General features: G+C 55.8%; 29 protein-coding genes and 1 pseudogene. 7 read left to right on the forward strand and 23 right to left on the reverse strand.

What is annotated here, in order from left to right:
• The first annotated feature begins 63 nt into the window (after positions 1-63).
• Entirely contained in the window at positions 64-726 is a 663-nt protein-coding gene (ytfE, locus tag AOY23_RS10770) for an iron-sulfur cluster repair protein YtfE (RefSeq protein ID WP_054179642.1), read from the forward strand.
• A 38-nt stretch (positions 727-764) separates the two neighbouring features.
• Here the strand turns inward: ytfE and cycA are convergent, their stop codons facing one another.
• Both cycA and fklB read right to left on the reverse strand, forming a co-directional pair.
• Positions 765-2,174 carry a D-serine/D-alanine/glycine transporter gene (gene cycA, locus AOY23_RS10775; RefSeq protein WP_054179643.1) on the reverse strand — a complete coding sequence of 470 codons (1,410 nt, stop codon included), beginning with the start codon at positions 2,172-2,174 and terminating at the stop codon, positions 765-767.
• 301 nt (positions 2,175-2,475) lie between these two features.
• A complete protein-coding gene (gene fklB / locus AOY23_RS10780; RefSeq protein ID WP_038156233.1) occupies positions 2,476-3,096 on the reverse strand; it encodes an FKBP-type peptidyl-prolyl cis-trans isomerase in 621 nt (206 codons plus the stop codon).
• Positions 3,097-3,253: 157 nt separating this feature from the next.
• Here fklB and AOY23_RS10785 point away from each other — a divergent pair, with 157 nt between their 5' ends.
• Complete coding sequence (locus tag AOY23_RS10785) at positions 3,254-3,898, forward strand: LysM-like peptidoglycan-binding domain-containing protein (RefSeq protein ID WP_054179644.1); 645 nt, start codon at positions 3,254-3,256, stop codon at positions 3,896-3,898.
• Positions 3,899-4,002: 104 nt separating this feature from the next.
• On the opposite strand, the gene rplI is transcribed toward AOY23_RS10785, so the two are convergent.
• Genes rplI through rpsF form a run of 4 tightly spaced genes read right to left on the reverse strand, consistent with a single transcriptional unit; the run spans position 4,003 to position 5,441 of the window.
• Positions 4,003-4,452 (reverse strand): 50S ribosomal protein L9, encoded by a 450-nt coding sequence (gene rplI, locus AOY23_RS10790; protein WP_038156237.1) that lies wholly within the window; start codon positions 4,450-4,452, stop codon positions 4,003-4,005.
• A gap of 41 nt (positions 4,453-4,493) precedes the next feature.
• Positions 4,494-4,721 carry a 30S ribosomal protein S18 gene (gene rpsR, locus AOY23_RS10795; RefSeq protein WP_000135199.1) on the reverse strand — a complete coding sequence of 76 codons (228 nt, stop codon included), beginning with the start codon at positions 4,719-4,721 and terminating at the stop codon, positions 4,494-4,496.
• Positions 4,722-4,725: 4 nt separating this feature from the next.
• Complete coding sequence (priB, locus tag AOY23_RS10800) at positions 4,726-5,040, reverse strand: primosomal replication protein N (RefSeq protein ID WP_054179645.1); 315 nt, start codon at positions 5,038-5,040, stop codon at positions 4,726-4,728.
• Between the two features lie 5 nt (positions 5,041-5,045).
• Positions 5,046-5,441: a 30S ribosomal protein S6 gene (gene rpsF, locus AOY23_RS10805; protein WP_054179646.1), complete on the reverse strand. Its 396-nt coding sequence runs from the start codon at positions 5,439-5,441 to the stop codon at positions 5,046-5,048.
• A gap of 321 nt (positions 5,442-5,762) precedes the next feature.
• On the opposite strand from rpsF, the gene AOY23_RS10810 reads away from it, so the two are divergent.
• Positions 5,763-6,038: a YdgH/BhsA/McbA family protein gene (locus AOY23_RS10810; protein WP_054179647.1), complete on the forward strand. Its 276-nt coding sequence runs from the start codon at positions 5,763-5,765 to the stop codon at positions 6,036-6,038.
• Between the two features lie 89 nt (positions 6,039-6,127).
• Here the strand turns inward: AOY23_RS10810 and AOY23_RS10815 are convergent, their stop codons facing one another.
• From AOY23_RS10815 to ulaA, 6 genes and pseudogenes are all read right to left on the reverse strand, one after another.
• Positions 6,128-6,814 (reverse strand): L-ribulose-5-phosphate 4-epimerase, encoded by a 687-nt coding sequence (locus AOY23_RS10815; RefSeq protein ID WP_054179803.1) that lies wholly within the window; start codon positions 6,812-6,814, stop codon positions 6,128-6,130.
• Positions 6,814-7,668, reverse strand: a complete 855-nt coding sequence (locus tag AOY23_RS10820) for an L-ribulose-5-phosphate 3-epimerase (protein ID WP_054179648.1) — start codon at positions 7,666-7,668, stop codon at positions 6,814-6,816. Before AOY23_RS10820 ends, AOY23_RS10815 begins: the two co-directional genes overlap by 1 nt.
• 9 nt (positions 7,669-7,677) lie before the next feature.
• A pseudogene (locus tag AOY23_RS10825) lies at positions 7,678-8,334 on the reverse strand (3-keto-L-gulonate-6-phosphate decarboxylase UlaD).
• 12 nt (positions 8,335-8,346) lie between these two features.
• Positions 8,347-8,814: a PTS ascorbate transporter subunit IIA gene (gene ulaC / locus AOY23_RS10830; protein WP_054179649.1), complete on the reverse strand. Its 468-nt coding sequence runs from the start codon at positions 8,812-8,814 to the stop codon at positions 8,347-8,349.
• A 9-nt stretch (positions 8,815-8,823) separates the two neighbouring features.
• Positions 8,824-9,129 (reverse strand): PTS ascorbate transporter subunit IIB, encoded by a 306-nt coding sequence (gene ulaB, locus AOY23_RS10835; protein WP_054179650.1) that lies wholly within the window; start codon positions 9,127-9,129, stop codon positions 8,824-8,826.
• Positions 9,130-9,141: 12 nt separating this feature from the next.
• Entirely contained in the window at positions 9,142-10,542 is a 1,401-nt protein-coding gene (gene ulaA / locus AOY23_RS10840; protein WP_054179651.1) for a PTS ascorbate transporter subunit IIC, read from the reverse strand.
• Between the two features lie 366 nt (positions 10,543-10,908).
• On the opposite strand from ulaA, the gene ulaG reads away from it, so the two are divergent.
• Together ulaG and ulaR are read left to right on the forward strand one after the other, a co-directional pair.
• Complete coding sequence (gene ulaG / locus AOY23_RS10845) at positions 10,909-11,973, forward strand: L-ascorbate 6-phosphate lactonase (RefSeq protein ID WP_054179652.1); 1,065 nt, start codon at positions 10,909-10,911, stop codon at positions 11,971-11,973.
• 105 nt (positions 11,974-12,078) lie between these two features.
• Positions 12,079-12,834 (forward strand): HTH-type transcriptional regulator UlaR, encoded by a 756-nt coding sequence (gene ulaR, locus AOY23_RS10850; protein WP_054179653.1) that lies wholly within the window; start codon positions 12,079-12,081, stop codon positions 12,832-12,834.
• Here ulaR and yjfP read toward each other — a convergent pair.
• Entirely contained in the window at positions 12,831-13,559 is a 729-nt protein-coding gene (gene yjfP / locus AOY23_RS10855) for an esterase (RefSeq protein WP_054179654.1), read from the reverse strand. The two genes, ulaR and yjfP, sit on opposite strands and share 4 nt — an antisense overlap.
• A 206-nt stretch (positions 13,560-13,765) precedes the next feature.
• Here yjfP and bsmA point away from each other — a divergent pair, with 206 nt between their 5' ends.
• Positions 13,766-14,074: a biofilm peroxide resistance protein BsmA gene (gene bsmA, locus AOY23_RS10860; RefSeq protein WP_054179655.1), complete on the forward strand. Its 309-nt coding sequence runs from the start codon at positions 13,766-13,768 to the stop codon at positions 14,072-14,074.
• A gap of 127 nt (positions 14,075-14,201) precedes the next feature.
• Positions 14,202-14,489 carry a DUF1471 family protease activator YjfN gene (gene yjfN, locus AOY23_RS10865; protein ID WP_054179656.1) on the forward strand — a complete coding sequence of 96 codons (288 nt, stop codon included), beginning with the start codon at positions 14,202-14,204 and terminating at the stop codon, positions 14,487-14,489.
• 38 nt (positions 14,490-14,527) lie between these two features.
• Here yjfN and AOY23_RS10870 read toward each other — a convergent pair whose 3' ends face one another.
• The 10 genes from AOY23_RS10870 to purA all read right to left on the reverse strand — a co-directional run bounded on the left by AOY23_RS10870 (position 14,528) and on the right by purA (position 25,999).
• Positions 14,528-16,150, reverse strand: a complete 1,623-nt coding sequence (locus tag AOY23_RS10870) for an isovaleryl-CoA dehydrogenase (protein ID WP_054179657.1) — start codon at positions 16,148-16,150, stop codon at positions 14,528-14,530.
• Between the two features lie 116 nt (positions 16,151-16,266).
• Positions 16,267-16,998 (reverse strand): 23S rRNA (guanosine(2251)-2'-O)-methyltransferase RlmB, encoded by a 732-nt coding sequence (rlmB, locus tag AOY23_RS10875; protein ID WP_054179658.1) that lies wholly within the window; start codon positions 16,996-16,998, stop codon positions 16,267-16,269.
• Positions 16,999-17,111: 113 nt separating this feature from the next.
• Positions 17,112-17,888 (reverse strand): ABC transporter ATP-binding protein, encoded by a 777-nt coding sequence (locus tag AOY23_RS10880; protein WP_054179659.1) that lies wholly within the window; start codon positions 17,886-17,888, stop codon positions 17,112-17,114.
• Positions 17,888-18,658, reverse strand: a complete 771-nt coding sequence (locus AOY23_RS10885; protein ID WP_054179660.1) for an ABC transporter permease — start codon at positions 18,656-18,658, stop codon at positions 17,888-17,890. The genes AOY23_RS10880 and AOY23_RS10885 overlap by 1 nt, the downstream gene beginning before the upstream one ends.
• The gene (locus AOY23_RS10890) at positions 18,655-19,662 is read right to left on the reverse strand and encodes a taurine ABC transporter substrate-binding protein (protein ID WP_054179661.1); all 1,008 of its coding nucleotides are present in this window, start codon (positions 19,660-19,662) and stop codon (positions 18,655-18,657) included. The genes AOY23_RS10885 and AOY23_RS10890 overlap by 4 nt, the downstream gene beginning before the upstream one ends.
• Positions 19,663-19,715: 53 nt before the next feature.
• On the reverse strand, positions 19,716-20,438 hold the full coding sequence (gene cuyB, locus AOY23_RS10895; RefSeq protein ID WP_054179662.1) for a cysteate racemase: 723 nt from the start codon (positions 20,436-20,438) through the stop codon (positions 19,716-19,718).
• A complete protein-coding gene (cuyA, locus tag AOY23_RS10900) occupies positions 20,431-21,435 on the reverse strand; it encodes a D-cysteate sulfo-lyase (protein ID WP_054179663.1) in 1,005 nt (334 codons plus the stop codon). Before cuyA ends, cuyB begins: the two co-directional genes overlap by 8 nt.
• A 214-nt stretch (positions 21,436-21,649) precedes the next feature.
• A complete protein-coding gene (gene rnr / locus AOY23_RS10905; protein WP_054179664.1) occupies positions 21,650-24,091 on the reverse strand; it encodes a ribonuclease R in 2,442 nt (813 codons plus the stop codon).
• A 42-nt stretch (positions 24,092-24,133) separates the two neighbouring features.
• The gene (nsrR, locus tag AOY23_RS10910; RefSeq protein ID WP_038156281.1) at positions 24,134-24,562 is read right to left on the reverse strand and encodes a nitric oxide-sensing transcriptional repressor NsrR; all 429 of its coding nucleotides are present in this window, start codon (positions 24,560-24,562) and stop codon (positions 24,134-24,136) included.
• 138 nt (positions 24,563-24,700) lie between these two features.
• On the reverse strand, positions 24,701-25,999 hold the full coding sequence (purA, locus tag AOY23_RS10915; protein ID WP_054179665.1) for an adenylosuccinate synthase: 1,299 nt from the start codon (positions 25,997-25,999) through the stop codon (positions 24,701-24,703).
• Positions 26,000-26,030: the final 31 nt, after the last annotated feature.

The following is a 26,030-nucleotide window of genomic DNA, read 5'->3' on the forward strand; positions in this document are numbered from 1 at the left end:
ATAGCGTTATCTTAAAGATGCATTTAATATGCATCTTATATTATTCATGATGAGGTAACTGCTATGGCCTTCCGTGACCAACCTTTAGGTGAACTGGCGCTCTCCATTCCGCGCGCCTCTGCGCTGTTTCGTAAATACGATATGGATTACTGCTGTGGCGGCAAGCAGACGCTTGAGCGCGCTGCGACCCGTAAGGAGCTGGATCTCGACGCCATCGAAGCAGAGCTGGCAACACTGGCTGAGCAGCCGGTGGAGAAAGACTGGCGTGTCGCGCCGCTCGGCGAAATCATCAATCACATCATCGTGCGTTATCACGATCGTCATCGCGAACAACTTCCTGAGCTGATTCTGCAGGCCACCAAAGTGGAACGCGTCCATGCCGACAAACCCACCGTGCCGCGCGGTCTGGCGAAATACCTGACCATGCTGCATCAGGAGCTTTCCAGCCACATGATGAAAGAGGAGCAGATCCTGTTCCCGATGATCAAACAGGGCATGGGAAGTCAGGCGATGGGGCCCATCAGCGTGATGGAAAGCGAGCATGATGAGGCGGGTGAACTGCTGGAAGTGATTAAGCACACCACCAATAACGTCACGCCGCCGCCGGAAGCCTGTACCACCTGGAAAGCGATGTACAACGGCATTAACGAGATGATTGATGATCTGATGGAGCACATCAGTCTGGAAAATAACGTGCTGTTCCCGCGGGCGCTTGCCGGGGAATAACAACATTGCCCGGTGGCGCAATGCCACCGGGCAAATCATTAACGCAGGTCTGTCCTGCGTTTCTTACCGATGTACAGCCAGCCTAAGCCCAGCGCGATAAACCACAACGGCGTCACGATCAGCGCCTGACGGGTGTCATCTTCCAGCGTCAACAACACGATGACGAAGACGAAGAACGCCATGCAGACCCAACACATCACTTTGCCCAACGGCATCTTGTAGATTGATTTCTCATGCAGTTGCGGACGCTGTTTGCGGTACACCAGGTACGAGCAAAGAATAATCGTCCAGACGAACATGAACAGGATCGCCGATACGGTGGTGATCATGGTGAACGCGGTAATCACGCTCGGGTTAACGTACAGCATCACCACGCCGCCCAGCAGGCAGATACAGGAGAAGGTCAACCCTTTCGCCGGTACCGCGCGCTTAGACAGTTTAGCGAAAGCCCCCGGCGCCACACCGTCCTGCGCCAGACCGAACAGCATACGGCTGGTTGAGAACACGCCGCTGTTGGCGGAAGAGGCTGCGGAAGTCAGCACCACGAAGTTAATGATACTGGCCGCTGCCGGAAGACCGACCAGCACGAACAGCTCAACGAACGGGCTCTTATCCGGCACCACTGAGCTCCACGGGGTGACCGACATAATGACGATCAGCGCAAACACGTAGAACATGATGATACGAATCGGAATGGAGTTGATGGCGCGCGGCAGGGATTTCTCCGGATCTTTGGTTTCCGCCGCCGTGGTACCCACCAGTTCGATACCGACGAAGGCAAACACCGCTATCTGGAAGCCCGCAAAGAAGCCGCTAAGCCCTTTCGGGAACCAGCCGCCGTTATTCCACAGATGTGCAAATGAAGCTTCGGTCCCGGTCGGTGACTGGAAGTGCGTCAGCACCATCACCAGACCCACGATAATCAGCGCCACGATGGCGACGATTTTGATCATCGCAAACCAGAACTCCATCTCACCGAACATTTTCACCGTGGCGAGGTTCAGGCTCAGCAGCAGGATCACCACCGCCAGCGATGCCACCCAGTCGGAGAGTCCGGGGAACCAGAATTGTGCATACGCCGTGATGGCGACAACGTCCGCCATACCGGTAACCACCCAGCAGAACCAGTAGGTCCAGCCAGTGAAATAACCCGCCCAGGGGCCAAGCAGATCGGCGGCGAAATCGCTAAAGGATTTGTACTCGAGATTCGACAGCAGCAGTTCGCCCATCGCCCGCATGACGAAAAACAGCATGAAGCCGATGATCATATAGACAAAAATGATCGACGGCCCGGCAAGACTGATGGTTTTCCCGGAGCCCATAAACAGTCCGGTTCCGATGGCACCGCCGATGGCGATAAGCTGGATATGACGGTTAGTAAGATTTCGCCGTAGCGATTGTTCAGCCGGATCCTGCTCTTCAGCAGCGACTTTAACCTGATCTACCATGTGATTTTCTTCCTGTGTTCCTGTTGTGTTGTGCTGGCTCTGCGGCCTTTTATGTTCTGGCCCCTGTTCAGGGATTTATCGATATTAGGTAAGAATCGGCGGGTTGAATACCAGGAAATGAATTAAATGTTAATTTTATGTTTAAAGTGAGTGTTATATCACTCTTAAAACGCGATTTACTTCAAAATAAAACGTACAAAAACAATATTAACAGCATTAAATTTTAATAAAGTTCTAACTTGAGGATTTTACTCTGATTTTGTTCATCCTCTCCCCGCAAGAGGAGAGGATTCGTCCTGCCTTACAGAATTTCCAGCAGCTCAACGTCAAAGACCAGCGTGCTGAACGGCGGAATGGACGCGCCTGCGCCACGCTCGCCATAGGCCAGGTTGTGCGGAATCGTCAGTTCCCACTTCGAGCCAACCGGCATCAGGGTCAGCGCTTCAATCCAGCCAGCAATAACGCCATTCACCGGGAATTCTGCCGGTTCGCCGCGGGCGACAGAGCTGTCAAAGACGGTACCGTCGATAAGCTTACCGGTGTAGTGCACGCGAACGCGGTCAGTACGCGCCGGGATAGCGCCCTCGCCCTGGTTAATCACGCGGAATTGCAGACCGGATTCGGTGCTGTTCACACCCTCTTTCTCACGGTTTTCTTCCAGATATTTCACGCCATCGGCGGCCATCGCTTCAAAGCGCTCACGGCGAACGGCATCCGCACGTTCGTGGATTTCGCGCAGCGCACGATGCACCACATCAACCGGAACCTGCGGCTGTTTACCTTCCAGCGCGTCGGCGATCCCCGCTACCAGTGCTTCTGGCAGCAGCCCCTGTAAACCGGATTCGCTAAGCTGTTGTCCTACCTGTAAGCCAATACCGTAACTCGCCTGCGCTTCAATCGTGTCAAAAGTCGGGGTTGCCATCGTCTTTCCTTTCATCGGGTATAAAGTAGCGGGCAGCATAGCAGCCATGCCGTTTCGGGTAAAACTTTGTGTAACGTGAAGATAGTAAATGTGGCCCCGAGAAAATTATGTATATACTGAGGGCACAGGAATCTGGAACGCGGAGCAGGAGGAAGCCATGCCCGGGCGAAACCCGTTACAACAGACTTTGCTGAAAATCTGGCATGCACCGGATGACATTCGTCTGATGGATCCGCTGCCGCCGCTGCACCGCCGCGGTATTATTATCGGTGCTCTGTTGGTGGTGATTGGCGTACTGCTTCCGTCAGGGGATGACAACACATCCTCACCGCCTGTAACGCGCGATGCGCAGTTAAATCTCCAGTCCTCATCCCAACCGCAAAACACACAACCGCCGCTGCAAACGCAACTGGTGACCCCGTCAGCCAATGATCCGCAGCAGGTGGCGCCCGTCGCGCCGGAACCGGTGCAGGAAGACGATCCTCAGACGCAGGCACAAACACCACCGCCTTCGTCGCAAGCGACACCGGGCATCGAACAACAATGGCGTTCTTATCGCGTTGAGTCGGGGAAAACCCTCGCACAGGTGTTCCGCGACCATAACCTGCCAGCGACCGACGTCTACGCGATGGCGAAAGTGGAAGGCAGCGGCAAGCCGCTGAGTAACCTGCAAAGCGGGCAGATGATCCAGATCCGTCAGAATGCTAACGGTGTGGTGACCGGGTTAACGATCGATACCGGAAACGACCAGCAGGTGCTGTTTACCCGTCAGTCTGACGGCAGCTTTATTCGCGCCCGATAAACGACACCGCCCCGGTGGTGCAGGCCAGACCAATAAAAGGCCTGACGCAGAAAAGCAAAACGCCGGCACAAGGCCGGCGCTTCGATATTGATGCGAGTAATGAATTACTCAGCAACAACGTTTACAACCAGTTTAGCAAACACTTCGCTGTGAACCTGGAAGTTCACTTCGTGCTCACCAGTGGTACGCAGAACGCCGTTCGGCAGACGAACTTCGCTCTTAGCCACTTCAACGCCAGCTGCAGAAACAGCGTCAGCGATGTCGCGAGTACCGATGGAACCGAACAGTTTACCTTCGTCGCCTGCTTTAGACGCGATGGTTACGCTGCCCAGCGCGTTGATTTTCTCAGCGCGAGCATTAGCAGCCGCCAGAACGTCAGCCAGTTTAGCTTCCAGTTCAGCGCGACGTGCTTCGAAATATTCAACGTTTTTCTTGGTTGCCGGGACAGCTTTGCCCTGCGGTACCAGGTAGTTACGAGCGTAGCCCGCTTTAACGTTAACCTGATCACCCAGGCTGCCCAGGTTTGCTACTTTATCAAGCAGAATAACTTGCATTACCTTATCCTCTCAAAGTCGTATTAATGGACCGTGACCGATTACTGATGACGATCAGTGTACGGCAGCAGGGACAGGTAGCGAGCGCGTTTGATAGCGCGTGCCAGCTGACGCTGATATTTTGCACGGGTACCGGTGATACGGCTCGGGACAATCTTACCGCTTTCGGTGATGTAGTTTTTCAGCGTAGCGATATCTTTATAGTCGATCTCTTGAACGCCTTCCGCGGTGAAACGGCAGAACTTGCGACGACGGAAATAACGTGCCATTTGGCTAGTCTCCAGAATCTATCAATTCAATCTGCTCGGCATGCAGAACCATTTTGCTCAGGCCATTCTTTGCCTTGTGGCAACTGATGAACCCCTGAACGGTCACTGCGCTACCGACCGTTATACTGTGAGTAATGGCCTGGTTGTCGTGTCCGCTAACAATAACGGGCATCTGGCACCACGCCTGCCGGTGAAAACCGGCTTCCTCCTGGACAGAACGATGCTCAAGCACGAACTGACAGTGAGGAATTCCTGATGGGCTGACCTTACGAAGTGGCGTCCTGCACACGGTACCGGACAACACCAGACGGTTGGTCATCAGGATTACTCTTCAGAATCCCCAGCATCAACATCATCTGCGGTTTCGTTGGCGAAATCATCGCGACGCTCACGGCGCTCGTCTTTCGCTTTAACCATCGGAGATGCTTCGGTAACAGCGTGTTTAGTACGCATTACCATGCTACGGATAACGGCATCGTTGAAGCGGAAGCTTGTTTCCAGCTCATCGATCACTTCCTGCGGCGCTTCAACGTTCAGCAGAACGTAGTGTGCTTTGTGCAGTTTGTTGATCGGGTAAGCCAGCTGACGGCGGCCCCAGTCTTCCAGACGGTGGATCTTGCCTTCTGCACCAGTGATTGCACCGGTGTAGCGCTCGATCATGCCCGGAACCTGTTCGCTCTGGTCAGGATGGACCATAAAAACGATTTCGTAATGACGCATCGAATTGCTCCTTACGGATTATTCAGCCTCCTGTCTGGGTCAGCCGCGGCCCATGGAGGCAAGGAACGTGATTAAAGGGCGGCTGAAAAATTGACGCGTCATTCTACTTGCGGCGCCCGGTAAAGACAAGGTGATTGTCTAAATAATTCGCACAAAGCGAGAAGCGGGTTTAAGTCGGTGATTTAAAATTAATCAGTGACGGATGCGGCATTTTTTTGAACAACTGCATCAGAAATGGTCGCTATTTAACCTGCGGGGAGGCATTACACTTACATCATACCCCATCCGGCAAGAAAGGAGAGGGTGTAAGGAGTAGACATTATGAAACGCATCGCACTGGCTGTACTGGCTGCGTTATTGCTAAATATGAATGCGATGGCAGCCGTGAAAATTACCGGCTCACAGGCCAAAAATATGGACGATGTGCATAGCTTAGGCGTTATTTACATTAATCATAACCTCGCCACTGAAAGCGAAGCGGATCAAGCCCTTAACGAAGAGAGTGACGCGCGAGGCGCAAGGTATTTCTACCCGGTACTGCTGCATGAACCGGAGAGTAATGGCCTTATCCACGCCAGCGCCGAAATTTACCGCTAGCACCAGGAATATCCCAACGAGAAGTTAACCATCCCCTTTATTTTTGCCCCCGTATCCGGGGGCTTTTTTTGGCATTGGTTTCCGGCCGCTTATTTTTGCCCGTAATACGCCTCTGGCCCGTGCTTACGCAGAAAGTGTTTCTGCATTAATGCCGGATCAATCGCGTTCAATAGCGGATTTATCCCGCGCGCAATCCACGCCATCTTCGCCACCTCTTCCATGACAACGGCGTTATGCACCGCGTCGTGGGCATCTTTTCCCCAGGCAAAAGGCCCGTGCTGGTACACCACGACACCCGGCGTATGCAGCGGCTCGCGGTCGCCGAGCGTTTCTATTATTACCGTGCCGGTATGCCGCTCATATTCTTCGGCGATCTCTTGTTCGCTGAGTGCGCGGGTGCAGGGAATATCTCCCCAGAAGTAATCGGCATGTGTCGTCCCCAGCGCGGGGATAGCGAGCCCGGCTTGCGCCCAGGCCGTGGCGTGTGTCGAGTGGGTATGTACCACACCGCCGATCGTCGGATAACGGTGATACAACGCCAGATGCGTGGCGGTATCGGACGACGGACGCCATTGGCCTTCAATGACCCTGCCTTCCAGATCAATGACCACCATGTCGTCAACGGTCATGGTGTCGTACGCCACGCCGCTGGGTTTGATTACCACCCGACGACGTTCATGGTCGATAGCGCTGACGTTGCCCCAGGTGAAGGTCACTAGCCCGTAGCGTGGCAAATCCATGTTGGCCTCAAAGACCTGTTGCTTAAGCTGCTGCATCATGCGGCCTCCCCCAGCCCGGCGCGGGTCATCCGTTCACGTACCCAGTCGCGGGCTTTGACCACTTCGGCGGCGGGATCGTCTGCGTTTTCACTCCACATTTCAATCAGATACGGGCCGCAGTAGCCGCTCTGTTTCAGCGTGCGGAAACAGGCTTCGAAATCCACTACTCCACTGCCGAATGGTACGTTTTTAAACACGCCCGGGCGGGTATCTTTGACGTGTACCGCCACGATGTGCCCCATCCCGGCCTGCAACTCCATTTGCACGTCGTTGTCCCACGCCGATAAATTACCGATATCGGGGTAAAGCTGAAACCACGGGTTATTCAGATAATGCGCGTAACCCAGCGCTTTGCTGATGGAGTTCATCAGCGGGTAATCCATGATTTCCATCGCCAGCGTGACCTGCGCCCGGCTGGCCATGTCGACGCTCTCCCTGAGCCCGTCGCGAAAACGGCGACGCGTTTCGTCATTAGCCTGCTGGTAGTAAACGTCGTACCCCGCCAGTTGGATCACGCGGATGCCGACATCCTGCGCAAAGCGAATGGCTTTTTGCATGATCGCCAGCCCCTGCGCGCGAACATGGTTATCTTCGCTGCCGAGTGGAAAACGACGGTGCGCGCTCAGGCACATCGATGACACCCGAACGCCGGTTTCGGCAATCGCTTTAACCAGTGCCAGCTTTTGTTCTGCCGACCAGTCGAGGCGCAACAGCCGCTCATCGGTTTCATCCACCGACATTTCGACAAAATCAAACCCCAGTGATTTCGCCAGCCGCAGCCGTTCCCGCCAGCACTCCCCGGCCGGGAGCGCTTTTTCATAGATGCCGAGCGGCACCGGATTCGCCGTCATAACCGCTCCTTAACCCCATAACTGGGCGATAGCGCGCTTGAACTGGCGTGCGGCTTCCACCGGGCTTGCGGCATCACGAATGCTGCGACCAGCAATAAAGACATGAACAGGAATGCCTTTGAACAACGGCAAATCCTCCAGCGCCAGGCCGCCGGTGACAGTCACTTTGAAGCCCATCTCTGCCAGCCGTTTAATCGCCGTAATGTCAGCTTCACTCCACGCGACCCCGGCCGCTTGCGCATCGCGGCTGCGGTGATAAACCACCTGCCCGATACCGGCATCGCGCCACGCCTGCGCCTGTTCCCAGGTCCAGTAGCCGGTCAGTTCGATCTGCACGTCGCCGTTGAACTCTTTTGCCACGTCCAGCGCCCCTTTGGCGGTGTTAATGTCTGCGCAGCAGATCACCGTCACCCAGTCGGCCTACGCTTCAAAACACATGCGGGAAAGGATCTTTCCGGCATCGGCGATTTTGGCATCCGCCAGCACGATTTTATGCGGATACAGCGCTTTCAGGTCACGCACGGCGCGTACGCCTTCGCCGATACATAAAATAGTGCCGACCTCAATGATATCGACCTCTTCGGCAATCAGGCGTGTGGTGGCGTAAGCATCGGCCAGCGTCTGGTTATCCAGCGCCACCTGAAGCATCGGTAATGAATGAGACATGTGTTTTCCCTCTTAAATAGCCGCTGCGGTGGCGCGGTCGATTAAATCCAGTACGTCCTGCTCGCTGCGGCAGGCGCGAAGTCGGTCAAAATTAGCGTCATCTTCAAACAGATTGACGATCTGCATGATGCCCTCCTCCTGATGGCTTCTGGCGTCAACCGCTGCCAGGGTGATCAGGATATCGACCGGGTCATTGTCCTCATGGTTAAACACCATGGGGGTTTTCAGAGTCACCAGCGCAAAGCCGTTCTTTTTCACGCCCTCTTCCGGGCGACCATGCGGCATCGCCAGCCCCGGCGCGATAACGAAATACGGGCCGAAACGTTCGACGCCATCAAGAATGGCCTGGTAATAACGCGGCTCGACCACATCCGCCGCCACCAGCAGATCGACGCCGATTTTCACCGCCGCTTGCCAGCTATCGGCCTCCGCCTGCAGCCGAATGGAATGGTTCTCCGCCAGCGAATCACGTAATTTCATGGCGAGTCCTTATTTCATGTCTTTCGGGAAATGCGTACCGATCACTTCCATCAGCTTTGGCCCGAAATCCGCAGCGGAGAGCATGTTGCGCACCCCCACCACGTACTTGTTACCCGTCACGGTGATTTCGCTGGCCACATGGGTTGAGGCGATAATAATGTCTGCGCCGCTCAGCTCACTTTTGTACTCCCCCACCGCACAGCTGTTGACGGTGTGGTCAACGCCCTGCTGTGTCAGGAACTGATCGACTTTCATTTTCATGATCATGGAACTGCCCTGCCCACAACCACAGACGGCAAGAATACGTACGGTCATAATCGGAACTCCTTATTGCGCAGAGTGTTCTGCGAGTTGTTTTTCTGCATCTTCTTCGGCGCGTAGCGTGCGGCCCGCGAAGAACATGTAAGCCAGGGCAATCAGGATCATAACGGACATAAACGCCAGCCCGACCGACGCCAGCCCCTGCATCATCGGCGGCGCCAGAATCGACCAGTCCGCCATGCCCATCCAGGCGCTCATACCGGTGAGTTTCACCGCCCAGACGCAGCCAAAGATTTCAATCACGCCCATCACCAGGCAAATTTTCAGCGCCGCCCGCCAGCCGCCAAAGTGGTTGGCAAAGACACCGATGGTGGCGTTGGAGAAGAACATCGGGATAAAGCCCGGGATAATCAGGATGGAAGAGCCGCAGGCAATCAGAATGCCGACCGCAATCAACTGGCCGATGGTGCCCCACATGAACCCCCACACCACGGCATTCGGCGCGAAGCTGTAAATCGCGGCGCAGTCAATCGCCAGCACCGCGCCAGGGATCAGGCGCTGGGAAATCCCGTTAAAGGCTTCCGAAAGCTCGGCCACAAACATGCGAACGCCCTGCACGATGATGAAAATCGCTACCGCAAACTGGAAACCGGTCTGCAGGATGTAGACTGTCCAGTGAGTTTTTCCCGCCATTGCCTGTACGGTGCTGGTACCGAACGAGAGCAGAATCGCGCCGAAAAAGAGCGTCATGACGATCGCCGTGGAGACGATGTTGTCGTGGAAGATGTTCAGCCAGCCCGGCAGTTTAAGATCTTCAACACTCTCCTCTTTTTTACCGAGATACGGTGCCAGCTTATACGCCAGCCAGGAGGCGAACTGCTGCTGATGGCCGATGGAAAAACCGCAGCCTTCCGTGACGTCCTGCGTGGGTTTGTACATCATGTTGGAGGTGATGCCCCAGTACAGCGAGACCAGCACCGCGGTGCAGATGATCGTGGTCCACATCGGATAGCCGAGGATGTAGAAAAACACGGCGATAAGCCCGGCCTGCTGGAACATGATGTGGCCCGTCAGCATAATGGTGCGGATCCCCGTCACCCGGCGCAGCAACACGTAAACAATGTTTAACGCCAGCGCCAGCAATACGGCATACCCCACCCAGCTGTAGGCCTCCCCCATGCGCTCGATGGTAGCCATCATCGAGGCATAAGTATCAGAGATGGCGCCATTGATGCCGTATACCTCGGACATCTTCGCCACGACCGGTTTGAAGGTGCTGGTCAGAATGCCGGACCCCGCCTGCAACAGCATGAAGCCAATGATGGTTTTGATCGTTCCCTTGATGATAACGCTGACGCTTTTGCGCAGCAGGATGTAGCCCAGGCACGTCACGATACCCAGCAGCAGCGGGGCGTTGGTCATTACCTGGTTAAAGAACACGGTAAAGATGTCGTAAAGGATCTCCATAACGCTCTCCATTAGGGGGCAACGCCGGACGGCTGACCCACCCGGTTTCGTTTGTGCCCACACTCTAATAATCAAAAATAATCACAACAAGATTAAATTTGATTAAATGTGATTCGCGCCGCAATTTATTTCCTCGCGTTTCATGCGGGTTTGCTGTGACGTCGTCTCTCTGGATAAAATCAGCCACAACGTATTGATTAAATTATAATTACAAGAAATACAACGTATTACTCTTACGTATTAACTGTCAGGGTATGAACACAAAAGCGGCGGATCCGGTTATTGCATTCAGGCAAAAACGATGTCAGGATAAATCAAATTCAATCATATTATGATTCAAGTTGATTAAACCTGAGGGAAGAGACGATGAGTAAAGTGAACACCATCACCCGTGAATCCTGGATTTTGAACACGTTCCCGGAATGGGGAAGCTGGCTGAACGAGGAAATCGAGCAGGAGCAGGTGGCGCCAGGCACCTTCGCCATGTGGTGGCTCGGCTGCACCGGGATCTGGCTGAAATCCGAGGGCGGAACCAACGTCTGCGTTGATTTCTGGTGCGGCACCGGTAAGCAGAGCCACGGCAACCCGCTGATGAAAAATGGCCATCAGATGCAACGCATGGCAGGGGTAAAAAAACTGCAGCCTAACCTTCGCACAACACCGTTTGTGCTTGATCCGTTCGCTATCCGTCAGATCGACGCCGTGCTGGCCACGCATGATCACAACGATCATATCGATGTGAATGTCGCCGCCGCCGTGATGCAAAACTGTGCGGACGATGTTCCCTTCATCGGGCCGCAAACCTGCGTGGATCTGTGGACTGGCTGGGGCGTACCGGCCTCGCGTTGCATCGTGGTCAAACCCGGCGATGTTGTAAAAATCAAGGACATCGAAATTCATGCGCTGGATGCGTTTGACCGTACGGCGCTGATCACCCTTCCCGCGGATCAAAAAGCGGCGGGCGTATTGCCGGACGGCATGGATCAGCGAGCCGTTAACTACCTGTTCAAAACCCCTGGCGGCACGCTCTATCACAGTGGGGATTCTCACTACTCGAACTACTACGCGAAGCACGGCAACGATCACCAGATTGACGTGGCGCTCGGCTCCTACGGTGAAAACCCGCGCGGCATTACCGACAAAATGACCAGCGCCGATATCCTGCGGATGGCGGAAGCGCTGAATACGCGTGTGGTGATCCCTTTCCATCATGATATCTGGTCAAACTTTCAGGCTGATCCACAAGAGATCCGCATGCTGTGGGAAATGAAAAAAGATCGGCTGCAATATGGCTTTAAGCCGTTTATCTGGCAGGTGGGCGGTAAGTTTACCTGGCCGCTGGATAAAGACCGCTTCGAATATCATTACCCTCGCGGCTTTGACGACTGCTTTAGCCAGGAGCCGGATCTGCCGTTTAAATCGTTCCTGTAAACTGTCGGGCGGGAGGCTTTTCGCTTCCCGCGCCACACGAAATCTTAGTAATTTCATGCCGTTTCAAATATCATCTTTATCCATCATTTTTTATCGGATCAGCTCATGACGGAAGCACAACGACATCAAATCCTGCTGGAATTACTGGCGCAAACGGGCTTCGTCACGGTCGAACAGGTGATTGCCCGGCTGGGGATTTCACCGGCGACGGCGCGCCGGGATATCAACAAGCTGGATGAAAGCGGCAAGCTGAAAAAAGTGCGTAACGGTGCGGAAGCCATGAACCAGCCGCGCCCGCGCTGGACGCCGCTGAATATTCATCAGGCGCAGAATCACGATGAAAAGGTGCGCATTGCCAGAGCCGCCTCGCAACTGGTGACGCCCGGCGAAAGCGTGGTGATTAACTGCGGTTCAACGGCATTTCTGCTCGGGCGGGAAATCTGCGGTAAACCAGTGCAGATCATCACCAACTATCTGCCGCTGGCGAATTACCTTATTGATCAGGAACATGACAGCGTGATCATCATGGGCGGCCAGTACAATAAAAGCCACGCCATCACGCTGAGCCCGCAAGGGAGCGAGAACAGCCTCTATGCCGGGCACTGGATGTTCACCAGCGGCAAAGGGCTGACCACCGAAGGGCTGTATAAAACCGATATGCTGACGGCGATGGCCGAGCAGAAAATGCTGAACGTGGTGGGCAAACTGGTGGTGCTGGTCGACAGCAGCAAAGTCGGCGAGCGCGCTGGCATGCTGTTCAGCCGTGCCGACGAAATCGATATAGTGATCACCGGTAAACAGGCCGATGCGGAAATCCTGAAAAAACTGGACGCACAGGGCGTTAAGGTGATCCTCGTTTAGAGGTGTTTTTTAAAGAAATCCACCGCGCACGCCAGGGCTTCCGGGGTGATGCGATGACGAACGTTGGCCTGCCAGGCGCAGGTCAGTCGGCCGTCCAGCCCCTGGCGGATTAACGCCTGTTGCAAGCGGAATGATTCCGCCGCCGGAACAACATCATCCTCTTCGCCATGCCAGAGCAATAGCGGTCGGTTCGCCAGCGACGCCAGATGACGGCTGACATCCCATTCCGCCAGTTGCTGCTGCACCTGCGGCGTCCAGCCATCGGTGGAAGGAAACAGCGTTCGCGACAGGCTGCTGAAATACCCTGAGCCCATCAGGCTGGCGACACAGGAAACATCAGGGTGATGCGTCATAATGCCCAGCGCGGTCATGCCGCCCATCGAGGCACCGGCCACCGCCAGACGCCCTTCACTCACCCAGCCTTCCGCCATTAGCGCATCACGCAACGCCGGAAACTCGTGAAAATTCTGCATCAGGATCGGCCAGAAGCGTGCCATTCGGCTCTGTTCATCACCGTTGAACCGCGCACCATGTTCAGCGGCGTCCGGCATGATGACGCGAAACCCCGCCTGCGCCAGCGCAACGGCAAAATAGCTGTACACCAGCTTTGATGACGTGAAGCCGTGATAAAACACCACGCAGGGAAGCGCATCCTTCGCCGCATCTTTCGGATAAGCATGAAGAATTTCACCACCAGCGAGGGTGCGTGTTTCAAGTTCAATCATTTATTATTTCCTTCTTTTATGCTGGTATGCCACGCGAAATGATATTCCGCAAGCCTCGGGCGAAAGGAATGAATCATAATGTTGAGATGTGGATTACGCTTTCGTAACGTTTTCATTCGAAAATCGCGTTCGAGATAACACTTCGGGAACATTCCCCCAAATGGGAATAAATTACCCACTACACTAAGACTATCAGGAAACGAGATATGGCTATGCGACGGTTTGCGCCCTTGATGCTGGCAGTATTATTGAGTGGTTGTACCCTGCTTGAAGGCACACCCGAACCTCCTCCACCGCTATCCGATCATCCGCAGGAAATCCGCCGCAATCAGACGGAGGGTTTGCAGCGAATGGGTACCGTGAGCGCGCTGGTTCATGGTTCGCCGATGGACGTCGAAGCGGCCATCAAACAGAAAGTCGTTGCAGCCAAAGCGGATTACTACGTCATTGTAATGATTGACGATACGCAGTTCCCGGGTCAGTGGTATTCACAGGCCATTTTGTATCGTAAATGACATTCCGAATCTTTTCAGTCGCTTTACATGGCTTTGCGCCTCTTCACGTTTCCTGGGACATAATGCGCAGTATCTGAGGAGAAGCGCCTGCGATGGAATGCCCTGGTTTACCGCAGGGTAAAGTGAAATGGAGCTGACGATGAAACGATCAATTGCCTTATCCCCGTTCCTGCTATGCGCAGGAATGAATACCACCGTCGCGCAATCTGCAGAGTTTGCCAGCGCGGATTGTGTCACCGGGTTAAATGAAATTGGACTGATCTCCGTCAACAGTATTTTTGGTAGTCAACAGGATGTTGAGCGAGTCATTGCGTCCAAGGCAGACGAACAGGGTGCGTCCTGGTACCGCATCATACAGATGTACGAAGACCAGCAGCCCGACAACTGGCGCGTAAAAGCCATCCTGTACGCCTGATTTTTCGGGCAGACATCACGCCGTCTGCCCGCACAGGACTAGCGTCCGCCCCCCGTTGCCCGCAACAGCAAATCGTCTTTGACCTGTTCACTCAGCAGCGATCCCCCTCGCGTATCCAGCATCATCCGACACCAGGCCTGCGCCATGGGTGGCGACGCATAGCGCAGCATTTGCGCACCAACGCCCAGCCGCCAGAGTTGCTGAGTGATTTCACGCCCCTGCGCCTCCGACGGTTTACGCAGCCGTTGCTGAAGCTGACGCCAGGCGCGATCGAAATGGCGATCCTGCCCTTTCACCTCCGCGCACTCCGCATTCAGTAATTCGAGAGCGCCAGGCTGTTTACTCAACACGCGCAGCACATCAAGGCACATGATATTGCCGGAACCCTCCCAGATGCTGTTGACCGGCATTTCACGGTACAGACGTGGCAGCTCGCTCTCCTCGCAATAGCCCACGCCGCCCAGCACTTCCATCGCTTCCGCAACAAACGGCATCCCGGCTTTGCAGACAGCAAATTTCGCCGCAGGGGTGAACAACCGCGCCCACAGCATTTCTTGCGCATCCTGCTGGTGATCCCACGCGCGCGCCAGGCGGAACAAAAATGCGGTTTGCCCTTCCAGTTGTAGCGCCATGCGGCCCAGCACTTCGCGCATCATCGGTTGATCGACCAGGTTTTTGCCGAACACCTGCCGCTGGTGCGCATGATACAGCGCCACCGACAACGCACGTCGCATCAGGCCGTGGCTGCCTATTGCACAGTCAAATCGCGTCAGGGCGCCCATTTTGAGGATCTGCCGGATGCCGTCGCCCTCTTCGCCGAGCAGCCAGCCTGAAGCGTCGAGGAACTCCACTTCACTGCTGGCATTCGAGCGGTTGCCCAGTTTGTCTTTCAGACGTTCGAGACGAATGGCGTTTCGCTGCCCGTCCGGCAGAAATCGCGGAACGAAGAAGCAGGACAATCCCCCTTTCGCCTGCGCCAGTACCAGATGCGCATCGCTTTGCGGCACCGAGAAAAACCATTTGTGCCCCACCAGCCGCCAGCTGCCGTCGTCGGTTTTTTCCGCCCGCGTCGTATTGCTGAGGACATCCGATCCGCCCTGCTTTTCCGTCATCCCCATGCCAATCAGCAGGCCGCGCTTCTGGGCGCCGGGGATCAGGTGAGCGTCATAACGATCGCTCAGCAGCGGTGTCATCCACTCGGCAAAGGGCGCGGGCAGAGACTGTTTCAGCAGTGGCGTTGCCGCAAAGGTCATGGTAATCGGGCACAGCGTTCCTGCTTCCACCTGCGCATGCAACATGAAGCGGGCGGCGCGGGCGGTAAACGATCCGGCACGAGCTTCATCTTCCCACGCCAGATTATGTACCCGGTTGGCGCACAGCCCCTGCATCAGCAGATGCCAGGCGGGGTGGAAACGAACATCATCAAGGCGTGCGCCGGTGGCGTCATAGCGCAGCAATTCAGGGGGATTAATGTTCGCCAGCCGCCCCAGCTCCAGCGACTCCGCAGTGCCCAGTTGTTGCCCGATGCTGGCCAGCAACTCGCTGTCCCAGCCAGCGCCTTCACGCTGTATCGCTTCCCGTAACGCGGTATCGGAAAGGAAAAGGTTACTGTTATTGAGCGGGGTGGGTTGATTAAAAACGGTATGCGTTTGCCAGTGCATTGCGTTTCCCTCCTTCAATGGCTGTCCTGATAAGTATGGTTAGCCTTTGTCAGTCATGCCTGAAATGAGGGCAAAAAAAACCATCCCGCAGGATGGTTTTGTGAGGTTAGCGGCGATTAGCCACGCTGGCGCACGGCTTCAAACAGACAGATACCGGTGGCCACCGAGACGTTCAGCGAGGAGACGCTGCCCGCCATCGGAATGCTGATGAGTTCGTCGCAATGTTCGCGGGTAAGACGACGCATGCCCTCGCCTTCCGCCCCCATCACCAGCGCCAGCGGGCCGGTCATTTTACTTTGATGCAGCGTATGGTCAGCTTCGCCCGCAGTTCCGACGATCCAGACATTCTCTTCCCGCAACAGACGCATGGTGCGCGCCAGGTTCGTCACGCGGATCAGCGGTACGCTTTCCGCCGCGCCACAGGCCACTTTTTTCGCCGTCGCGTTCAGTTGTGCGGAACGGTCACGCGGTACGATCACCGCATGTACGCCTGCGGCGTCAGCGCTACGCAGGCAGGCGCCGAGGTTGTGCGGATCGGTGACGCCGTCGAGGATCAGCAGGAATGGCTGATCGAGCGAGGCGAGCAGATCGGGCAGATCGTTTTCCTGATACTGACGACCCGGCTTCACGCGCGCAATGATCCCCTGATGCACCGCCCCCTCGCTTTTCTCGTCGAGATACTGGCGGCTGGCAACCTGGATCACCACGCCCTGCGCTTCCAGCGCGTGGATCAGCGGCAGCAGGCGTTTGTCTTCGCGCCCTTTCAGAATAAAGACTTCCTGAAAGCGTTCCGGGGCGCGCTCCAGCAGGGCCTGCACCGCATGGATGCCGTAAATCATTTCACTCATTAAACGTACTCGGTTTGGGCGGTGTGCGCCGGGTTAAATTAGGCCGTGAGGCAAATCACTGGCGCCTATTATAACTGACCCGGCGTTCAAATCGACCCTGTCGCACGTTTCCGCTAACGTAAGTGTCGCTTTGCCTCCTGGCGCACCCGATGCAGAACGCGGTGTTTGATCTCACTGTAAGCGGGATGTTCGGCAAGCGTTTCGATATCCCGTTCCCGCCCAAAGGGCAGTATGATCTCATCAACGATTCTCCCCGGTTTCGCTGACATGATCAGGATGCGATCGGCAAGAAAGAGCGCTTCTTCCACATCGTGCGTGACGAAAAGCAGCGTGGTGCCCGTCGTCAGCCAGGCTTCGCGCAGCAACTCCTGCATCATCAGCCGGGTTTGCGCGTCCAGTGCGCCAAACGGCTCATCAAGCAGCAGCACTTCCGGGCCGGGAAGCCAGGCACGCGCCAGCGCCACCCGCTGTTTCATGCCGCCGGAAAGTTGCCAGGGGGCGTGATGTTCAAAACCTTTCAGGCCCACACGCTCCAGCCACGCCTGTGCCTGCGCGTTGATGTCGTCCTTACGATGTTTACCCAGCCGCGGGCCAAAGGTAACGTTTTCCAGAACGGAGAGCCACGGGAACAGATTGGGTTGCTGGAAGATCATTCCTCGGTCGGGGCCAGGTTGTCGTACCGTTTTCCCCCCCGCAGCCACCCGCCCGCGATCCGGTTGAGTAAACCCGGCGACCAGGTTCAGGATGGTGGATTTCCCGCAGCCAGACGGCCCGAGCAATACCACAAACTCGCCGCGGTTCAGGGTCAGGCTGATATCTTCCAGCACCGTAAACGGCTGCGGTTTCGCCGCAAAAGAGAGCGACACATTTTCCAGGGTGATAGCACTCATTATTCTTTCCCCGCCCAGGGCACCGTCAGGCGCTGCAACCCCAGCAGTAACAGATCCAGCAGATAGCCGATGCCGCCCAGCAATAAAATGCCGAGCATGACGATATCGGTGCGCAGATAAGAGCTGGCGTTTATCACCATCCAGCCCAGCCCGGAGCTGGCCGCGACCATCTCAGCGGCAATCAACGACGTCCAGCCAATGCCGATGGACAGCCTGACCGTGGTGAAGAGATCCGGCAGCGCATCCGGTAACACCACGCGCAGGAAAATCTGCCGACGTGTCGCCCCGAGCGTCTGCGCGACACGAATACGCGAGCGGCCAATGCGCTCAACCGCCGCCGACGCGCCGACCACCACGCTCAAAAACGTGGCGATAAAGATCAGGAAGAATTTGGACGCCTCGCCAATCCCCAGCCAGACGACCGCCAGCGGGATGAGCGCTATTTTTGGCAGAGGCCGCAGGAATTGCACGAAGGGGTTAAGTACCGCCGCCAGGCCATCTGACAGCCCCATCAACAGACCCAGCGGAATGCCGATAATAATCGCCACGGCAAACGCGCTCAGGGCACGCGCCAGGCTTACTGCAATGTGTTCCCAGAGCGGCACCTGACGGTAACCGTCCGCCAGTAGCTCTTCGGTAGTAAGCCCGATGTCGGTGAGCGACGGCAACAGCAGCGGATCGACCCACTGCCGCGTCGCCGCCACCTGCCAGACGATAAAGAAAACCGCCACCGACAACACGCTGATGGCGATATGCTGACTCAATTTCATTGCGCCGCCACCGCCGCGTCGCGAATGTAGCGGGAATCAATCGCGGTATCCCAGTTGGCTGGAATATCACGCTTGCGGATCTCACCGATACCGGCGAGGAAACCGGAAGTTTTAGTCAACGCTTTACCAATCCCGCTGTCGGTGGTTTGCGTGCCGTTACCCAGCCAGTCAGCGGTACCCTGCTGGGCAAGCGTGGGGTATTCCAGCCCCCCCAGGGTGTTCGCCGCCGTGGTGACCGGCGCACCGACCTCTTTGGCGACGATCGCCGCCGCGCGTTCCGGATCTTTCCTGAACTCATCCACTTTCTGCTGATGTACGCGCAGGAAAGCGGTGACCGTTTCCGGATACTGTTCCGCAAAAGCTTTGCGAACCACATAGTTGTTGTAAATCAGGTAGCCATCTTTCTGCAGATCTTTGGTGGCGAACACCTGATGACCGCCCGACGCCTCCAGCTCCTGCGCAAACGGCGCCCAGACGTAACCAGCATCAATGTCACCACGTTTCCAGGCGGCCACCATCTCAGCAGGGCGCAGCGGCAGCAACGTGATTTTGCTGCGATCCAGTTTATTGACGCTGATCGCGGCTTCGAGGGCATACTGCGCCGTCGAATTTGGTGGATACGCGACACGCTTGCCCTCGATATCATTAATTTTCACAATGCCATCTTTGCCAATCAGCCGCTCATAGCTGGCAATCACCCCCGAAACGCCAATTATTTCGACCGGTAATTTACGCACAATACCTGCCGTCGCCGGGCTTGAACCAAAATTGGCAATATCAATCGCATTGCTGGCGAAATAATTCAGGGCATCGGCACCAGAAGCAAATTGCACCCATTTCACTTTGCTGTTTAATGCTTTATCCAGAGACCCGTCCGCTTTCGCCAGCATCAATACCTGAGAACCGCCGCTATAGGCTACACGAACTTCAGCAGGCGTATCGGCAAAACTCATATTTGCCCATAAGCCACCCGCTGCAATTAATAAGCAGAGACTTTTTTTCATTTTATTTTCCTGTGTTGGATCTGAATATTTCGTCCGAACTCGCACCGGACGGCTTATCTGTTTAAAACGCCCTGGGATTGCCATAAATGCGAACATCGCTCCGCCAGTGCCTGCGCCGGATCCCAGGTGAGAGGAAGAAACGACGAGTTGACGGCCTCAAGCGCGACAGGCACCTCGGTGCAGGCCAGCACCAGTTTTTGCGCACCGCGGGCAAACAGCGCGTTAGCCTGCTGTGACAGCAACGCGCCCCCTTCCGCCAGCGCCCCGCGTTTTACCGCGTAACAGCCCGGCACAAACCATTGCGCCAGTTCTTCGTCCGTTGGCACCACAACCTCAATATCCTGCTGAGCCAGACGGCGCTGATACCAGCCCGCCTCCAGCGTGCCTTTGGTCGCAATCACGCCAACCCGCTGCGGTCTTTCCACAGACTGCGCCAGCGCATCCAGCGTGGCATCAACGATGTGCAGAATGGGTGCTTCACTCACTTCACTGAGCGCGTCATACCAGTGGTGAGCCGTATTGCAGGGAATGGCGATGTGACTGGCGCCAGCCTGATTTAATGTCTGAATACCGTGGATAAGCTGCGGCAGGGGCGACGGCCCGGTGCCCGCCAGCGCTTTCTGGCGATCCGCGATTTGCGGCACATTCCAGACCACCGTGGGCAACTGCTGCTGGTCGCTTTGCGCGGGTGTGGCGTCCAGCAGGCGACGCTGAAAATCCAGTGTCGCAAGCGGCCCCATCCCGCCGAGCACGCCAAGCAAAAAGGGCTTAGCCATGCTCCAGCACCTGACGATAACCAAACAGCCCCGCCGAGCCGCCGGTATGGATAAAGACGACGTTTTCATCCTGACGGAAATGGCCTTTGCGGATGAGATCGATAAGCCCGGCCATTCCTTTTGCGGAATAGACCGGGTCAAGCAGGATGCCTTCATGGCGGGCCAGCAGCGTCAGCGCTTCCAGCGTCCCTTCCGTCGGTAAACCGTACCCGTCGCCGACATAATCGCTATTGACCACCACCGCATGCCGCGACAGCTCTCCCGGCACGCCGAGCAGTTCCAGCGTTCGCGAGGTCAGATTCCAGACGTTCTCTTCCTGTTTCGCTTTTGGCGCACGCACGCTAATACCCAGTACTGGAATATGGCTGTTCGTGGCGGTAAAACCGGCCACTAACCCGGCCTGCGTACCGGTGCTGCCGGTAGCGTGAACAACGTGATCAATGCGCAGACGGCGTTCTGAAGACTGATAAAGCAGTTCTTCCGCACAGGCCACGTAGCCCAGCGCGCCAGTCGGGTTCGAGCCGCCGCCAGGAATGATATACGGGTTGTGCCCCTGCTCGCGTAGCGTCGCGGCGTACTCTTCCATCGCCTGCTGCATATCGGTGCCGCCTGGCAGATGAGCGACGATTTCACCGCCCAGCAGGTTATCAAGCAACACGTTGCCTGAACGCTGATAATCCTCTCCAAAATCGGTGACGCGTTTTTCCAGCAGCGCTTTCGCTTTCAGCCCGAGGCGCGCGGCGCCTGCAATAGTCTGGCGCACATGGTTAGACTGCGTTGCCCCCTGGGTAATAACCACATCGGCTTTTTTTTGCAGCGCATCCGCCAGCAGAAACTCCAGCTTGCGGGTTTTATTTCCGCCCGTTGCCAGACCGGTTGCGTCGTCGCGTTTAATCCAGATTTTGGGGCCGCCTAATAACCGGGTTAAATTATTCAGCGGCTCCAGCGGAGTCGGAAAATGACCAAGTGAAATGCGTGGAAACCGGGCCAGATGCATAAACGCTCCCTATTCATCAAGAGGGTATTTCAGAAGTGAAATTCACTATACACATCTGCCTGATTTGGCTAATAAAGAATAATAAATAACGATTACCGGAAAACGAATAAGCAGGAAAACAGGGGGAGTAAGGTCAACAGTTATTCTGTTGTGGAATGGCTTGCAGCGAAAAAGAATAACCCCTTCCGATGGGAAGGGGTTATTGAGGGGGATATTACTGCGCGGTCGTTTTTTTCGCAGCGCGCTTCGCTTTGGTCGCGGCAGCAATTTTCTGCGTTTTAGCGGAAGGCTTTTTCGCTTTTCTGGCGTCTTTCTTTGCCGCCTTTGGCTTTTGTTTCTTCTCACCACGGAAAGCGCTGTCCGGTTCGAAATTCACCTTTTTGCCTGCATTCCGGCGACGGCTCGCTGGCTTGCCACTGGCGGATTTTTTCGCTTTCTCACGGGCAGTCTTGCCAACGTTGCGCGGGCCGCGCTCGCTGGAGATCAGCGTGAAATCGATCTTACGCTCATCCATGTTGACCGCTTCGACACGCACTTCAACGCGATCACCCAGGCGATAGGTCTGGCCACCGGATTCACCGATCAACCGCTGACCGATCTGGTCAAAGCGATAGTAGTCGTTATCCAGCGTGGAGACGTGAACCAGACCGTCGATAAACAGATCGTCCAGCCGCACGAAGAAACCAAAACCGGTAACGCTGGCGATGACGCCAGGGAAGACGTTGCCGACCTGATCCTGCATAAAGTCGCACTTCAGCCAGTCGGAGACTTCGCGGGTGGCTTCATCGGCGCGACGCTCGGTCATCGAGCAGTGCTCGCCCAGTTGCAGCATCTCTTCCATGCTGTAGTGCCAGCCGCCGGTCTCGGTGCTGTTGCCTTTATGCCCCTGCTCTTTCGCCAGCAGATACTTAATGGCGCGATGCAGCGACAGGTCAGGGTAACGGCGAATCGGCGAGGTAAAGTGAGCGTACGACTGCAGCGCCAGGCCGAAGTGACCACGGTTTTCCGGGTCGTATACCGCCTGTTTCATGGAACGCAGCAGCATGGTCTGGAGCATTTCATGGTCAGGACGATCGGCGATGGATTCCAGCAGTTCGGCGTAATCGCGTGGCTCCGGCTTATTACCGCCAGGCAGCTCCAGCCCTAACTCAGCCAGCACCGAACGGAATGCGGTGATCGCCTCATTGCTCGGCTTGTCGTGAATACGGAACAGCGCAGGCTCGTTGGCTTTTTCCACGAAACGCGCCGCAGAAATGTTCGCCAGAATCATGCACTCTTCAATCAGCTTGTGCGCGTCGTTACGCTGGGTTTGCTCGATGCGCTCAATGCGGCGTTCAGCGTTGAAAATAAACTTCGCTTCTTCGCTTTCAAACGAGATGCCGCCGCGCTCTTCGCGGGCGCTGTCCAGCACTTTGTAGAGGGTGTGCAACTCTTCAATGTGCCTCACCAGCGGCGCGTATTGCTCACGCAGATCCTGATCGCCCTGCAGCATGTGCCACACTTTGGTGTAGGTCAGACGCGCATGAGAGCTCATCACCGCTTCGTAGAATTTGTAGCCCGTCAGGCGGCCTTTTGACGAAATCGTCATTTCGCAGACCATGCACAGGCGATCGACCTGCGGGTTCAACGAACACAGGCCGTTGGAGAGCACTTCCGGCAGCATCGGAACCACTTGTGACGGGAAATAGACGGAGGTGCCGCGGCTGCGCGCTTCGTTATCCAGCGCGGTGCCGGGTCGCACGTAATAGCTCACGTCGGCAATCGCCACCCACAAGCGCCAGCCGCCACCGCGTTTTTTCTCGCAGTAGACCGCATCGTCAAAGTCGCGGGCGTCTTCACCGTCGATGGTGACCAGCGGCAGACTGCGCAGGTCGACGCGTCCGGCTTTTGCCGATTCCGGTACCTGCTCTTTCAGGCCAGCAATTTGTTTTTCCACCGCCTGCGGCCAGACGTAAGGAATTTCATGGGTGCGCAGCGCCATATCGACAGCCATGCCAGTACCCATGTTGTCGCCAAGCACTTCAACGATTTTACCCACCGCTTTGGTGCGGCGCGTCGGACGCTGGCTGAGTTCAACCACCACCACGTAGCCCATGCGCGCGCCCATAATCTCTTCCGGCGGGATGAGGATATCGAAGCTCAGGCGGCTGTCATCCGGCACGACAAAGCCCACGCCAGCATCGGTAAAATAGCGGCCCACGATCTGACTGGTTTTCGGTACCAGCACACGCACAATACGCGCTTCGCGGCGGCCTTTGCGATCAGCGCCCAGCGGCTGCGCCAGCACCACGTCGCCGTGAATACAGGTTTTCATCTGCTCGCTGGAGAGATACAAATCGTCCTTGCGCCCTTCGATGCGCAGGAAACCGTAGCCATCGCGGTGGCCAATGACGGTCCCTTTCAGCAGATCAAGACGTTCCGGCAGCGCATAGCACTGGCGGCGGGTAAAGACCAGTTGTCCGTCGCGCTCCATGGCGCGCAGACGACGGCGCAGCGCTTCCTGCTGCTCTTCGCCATCAATATTCAGTTCAACCGCAAGCTCTTCACGGCTGGCGGGTTTTTCGCGTTTAGATAAATGATCAAGGATGAATTCCCGGCTCGGGATAGGATTGGTGTATTTTTCTGCTTCGCGTTCCAGGAAAGGATCTTGTGACATCTCGGTTCCTCCGTTGTCATCTCTGGTGAAAGCCTTTTTTTGTCATTCTTCCACCAGCAATAATTTATAAAGCGGTTGATTCTCTTCAACCAAATCAGCCAGTGTGTAGTTATCCAGTTCCTTAAGGAAACTATTCACGGCATTAGAAAGAGCCTGTTTCAGACGACAGGCAGGGGTAATGTGGCAAAACTCACTGCTGCAATTCACCAGCGAAAGCGGTTCAAGTTCGCGTACAACATCTCCCACACGAATGGATGCAGCCGGTTTGCCTAAACGGATCCCACCGTTTTTTCCGCGCACAGCGGCAACGTAGCCAGCGCGGCTAAGCTGGTTGATTATTTTAACCATGTGATTACGGGACACACCGTAAACCTCTGTCACTTCAGAGATACTGGTCATGCGTCCGTTGGGCAACGACGCCATATAGATTAGCGCACGTAATCCGTAATCGGTGAAACTCGTTAACTGCACATCAACCTCAAAACAGGGGAAAAGCGGAGAATATTACTATTGATGATAAACCAGCCAGATAGTAACGGGCTAATTAATTCGAACGGGGAAGTAAAAAAGCAGGAATGAAGGGGGCACGGCAATCGTGCCCCGGCATGATTATGCGTCGAACGGGTCGCGCAGGATCATGGTTTCAGTACGGTCAGGGCCGGTGGAGATAATATCAACCGGAACGCCCGTCAGTTCTTCAATACGCTTGATGTAGTTCAGCGCTGCCTGCGGCAGGCCGCTACGCGTTTTCACACCGAAGGTCGATTCAGACCAGCCCGGCATGGTTTCGTAGACTGGCACAATGCCTTCCCAGTCATCAGCCGCCAGCGGTGTAGTAGTGACTTCACGACCATCCGGCAGACGGTAAGCCACACAGATTTTCACTTCTTTCAGGCCGTCCAGGACGTCCAGTTTGGTCAGGCAGAAGCCCGACAGGGAGTTGATCTGTACAGCGCGACGTACAGCGACGGAATCCAGCCAGCCGGTACGACGACGACGGCCTGTGGTCGCACCGTATTCGTTACCCTGTTTGCACAGGAACTCACCGATGTCATCAAACAGTTCAGTCGGGAACGGACCTGCACCCACACGAGTGGAGTAGGCTTTCAGGATACCCAGCACGTAATCAACGTAACGCGGGCCGAGGCCGGAACCTGTCGCCACGCCACCGGCGGTGGTGTTGGACGAGGTCACGTACGGATAGGTACCGTGGTCGATATCCAGCAGCGTACCCTGCGCGCCTTCAAACATGACGAAATCGCCACGCTTACGCGCCTGATCCAGCAGATCGGACACGTCAACCACCATCGCGGTGAGGATGTCGGCAACCGCCATCACATCATCCAGCACTTTCTGGTAGTCAACCGCTTCCACTTTGTAGAAGTTCACCAGCTGGAAGTTGTGATATTCCATCACTTCTTTCAGTTTGTCCGCGAAAGTGGCTTTATCGAACAGATCACCCACGCGCAGACCGCGACGTGCGACTTTATCTTCATACGCTGGCCCGATACCACGACCGGTGGTGCCGATGGCCTTCGCGCCACGCGCTTTCTCACGGGCGTTATCCAGCGCAATGTGATAATCGAGGATCAACGGGCATGCTTCAGAGAGCAGCAGACGTTCGCGAACCGGGATACCACGGTCTTCCAGTTCTGTCATCTCTTTCATCAGCGCAGCAGGCGATAGCACAACGCCGTTACCAATGATGCTGGTGACGTTTTCGCGAAGAATACCTGATGGAATAAGATGGAGGACGGTTTTTTCACCGTTGATTACGAGAGTATGGCCTGCGTTGTGTCCGCCCTGGTAGCGTACAGCATATTTGGCCCGTTCAGTCAGAAGATCGACGATCTTTCCTTTACCTTCGTCACCCCATTGGGTGCCCAGTACGACGACGTTGTTACCCATTTTTCAAAATCACCGTTTGCTTAAAAATGGA

It is taken from the genome of Trabulsiella odontotermitis (assembly GCF_001297775.1).
In the GTDB taxonomy this organism is placed as follows: Bacteria; Pseudomonadota; Gammaproteobacteria; order Enterobacterales; family Enterobacteriaceae; genus Trabulsiella; species Trabulsiella odontotermitis.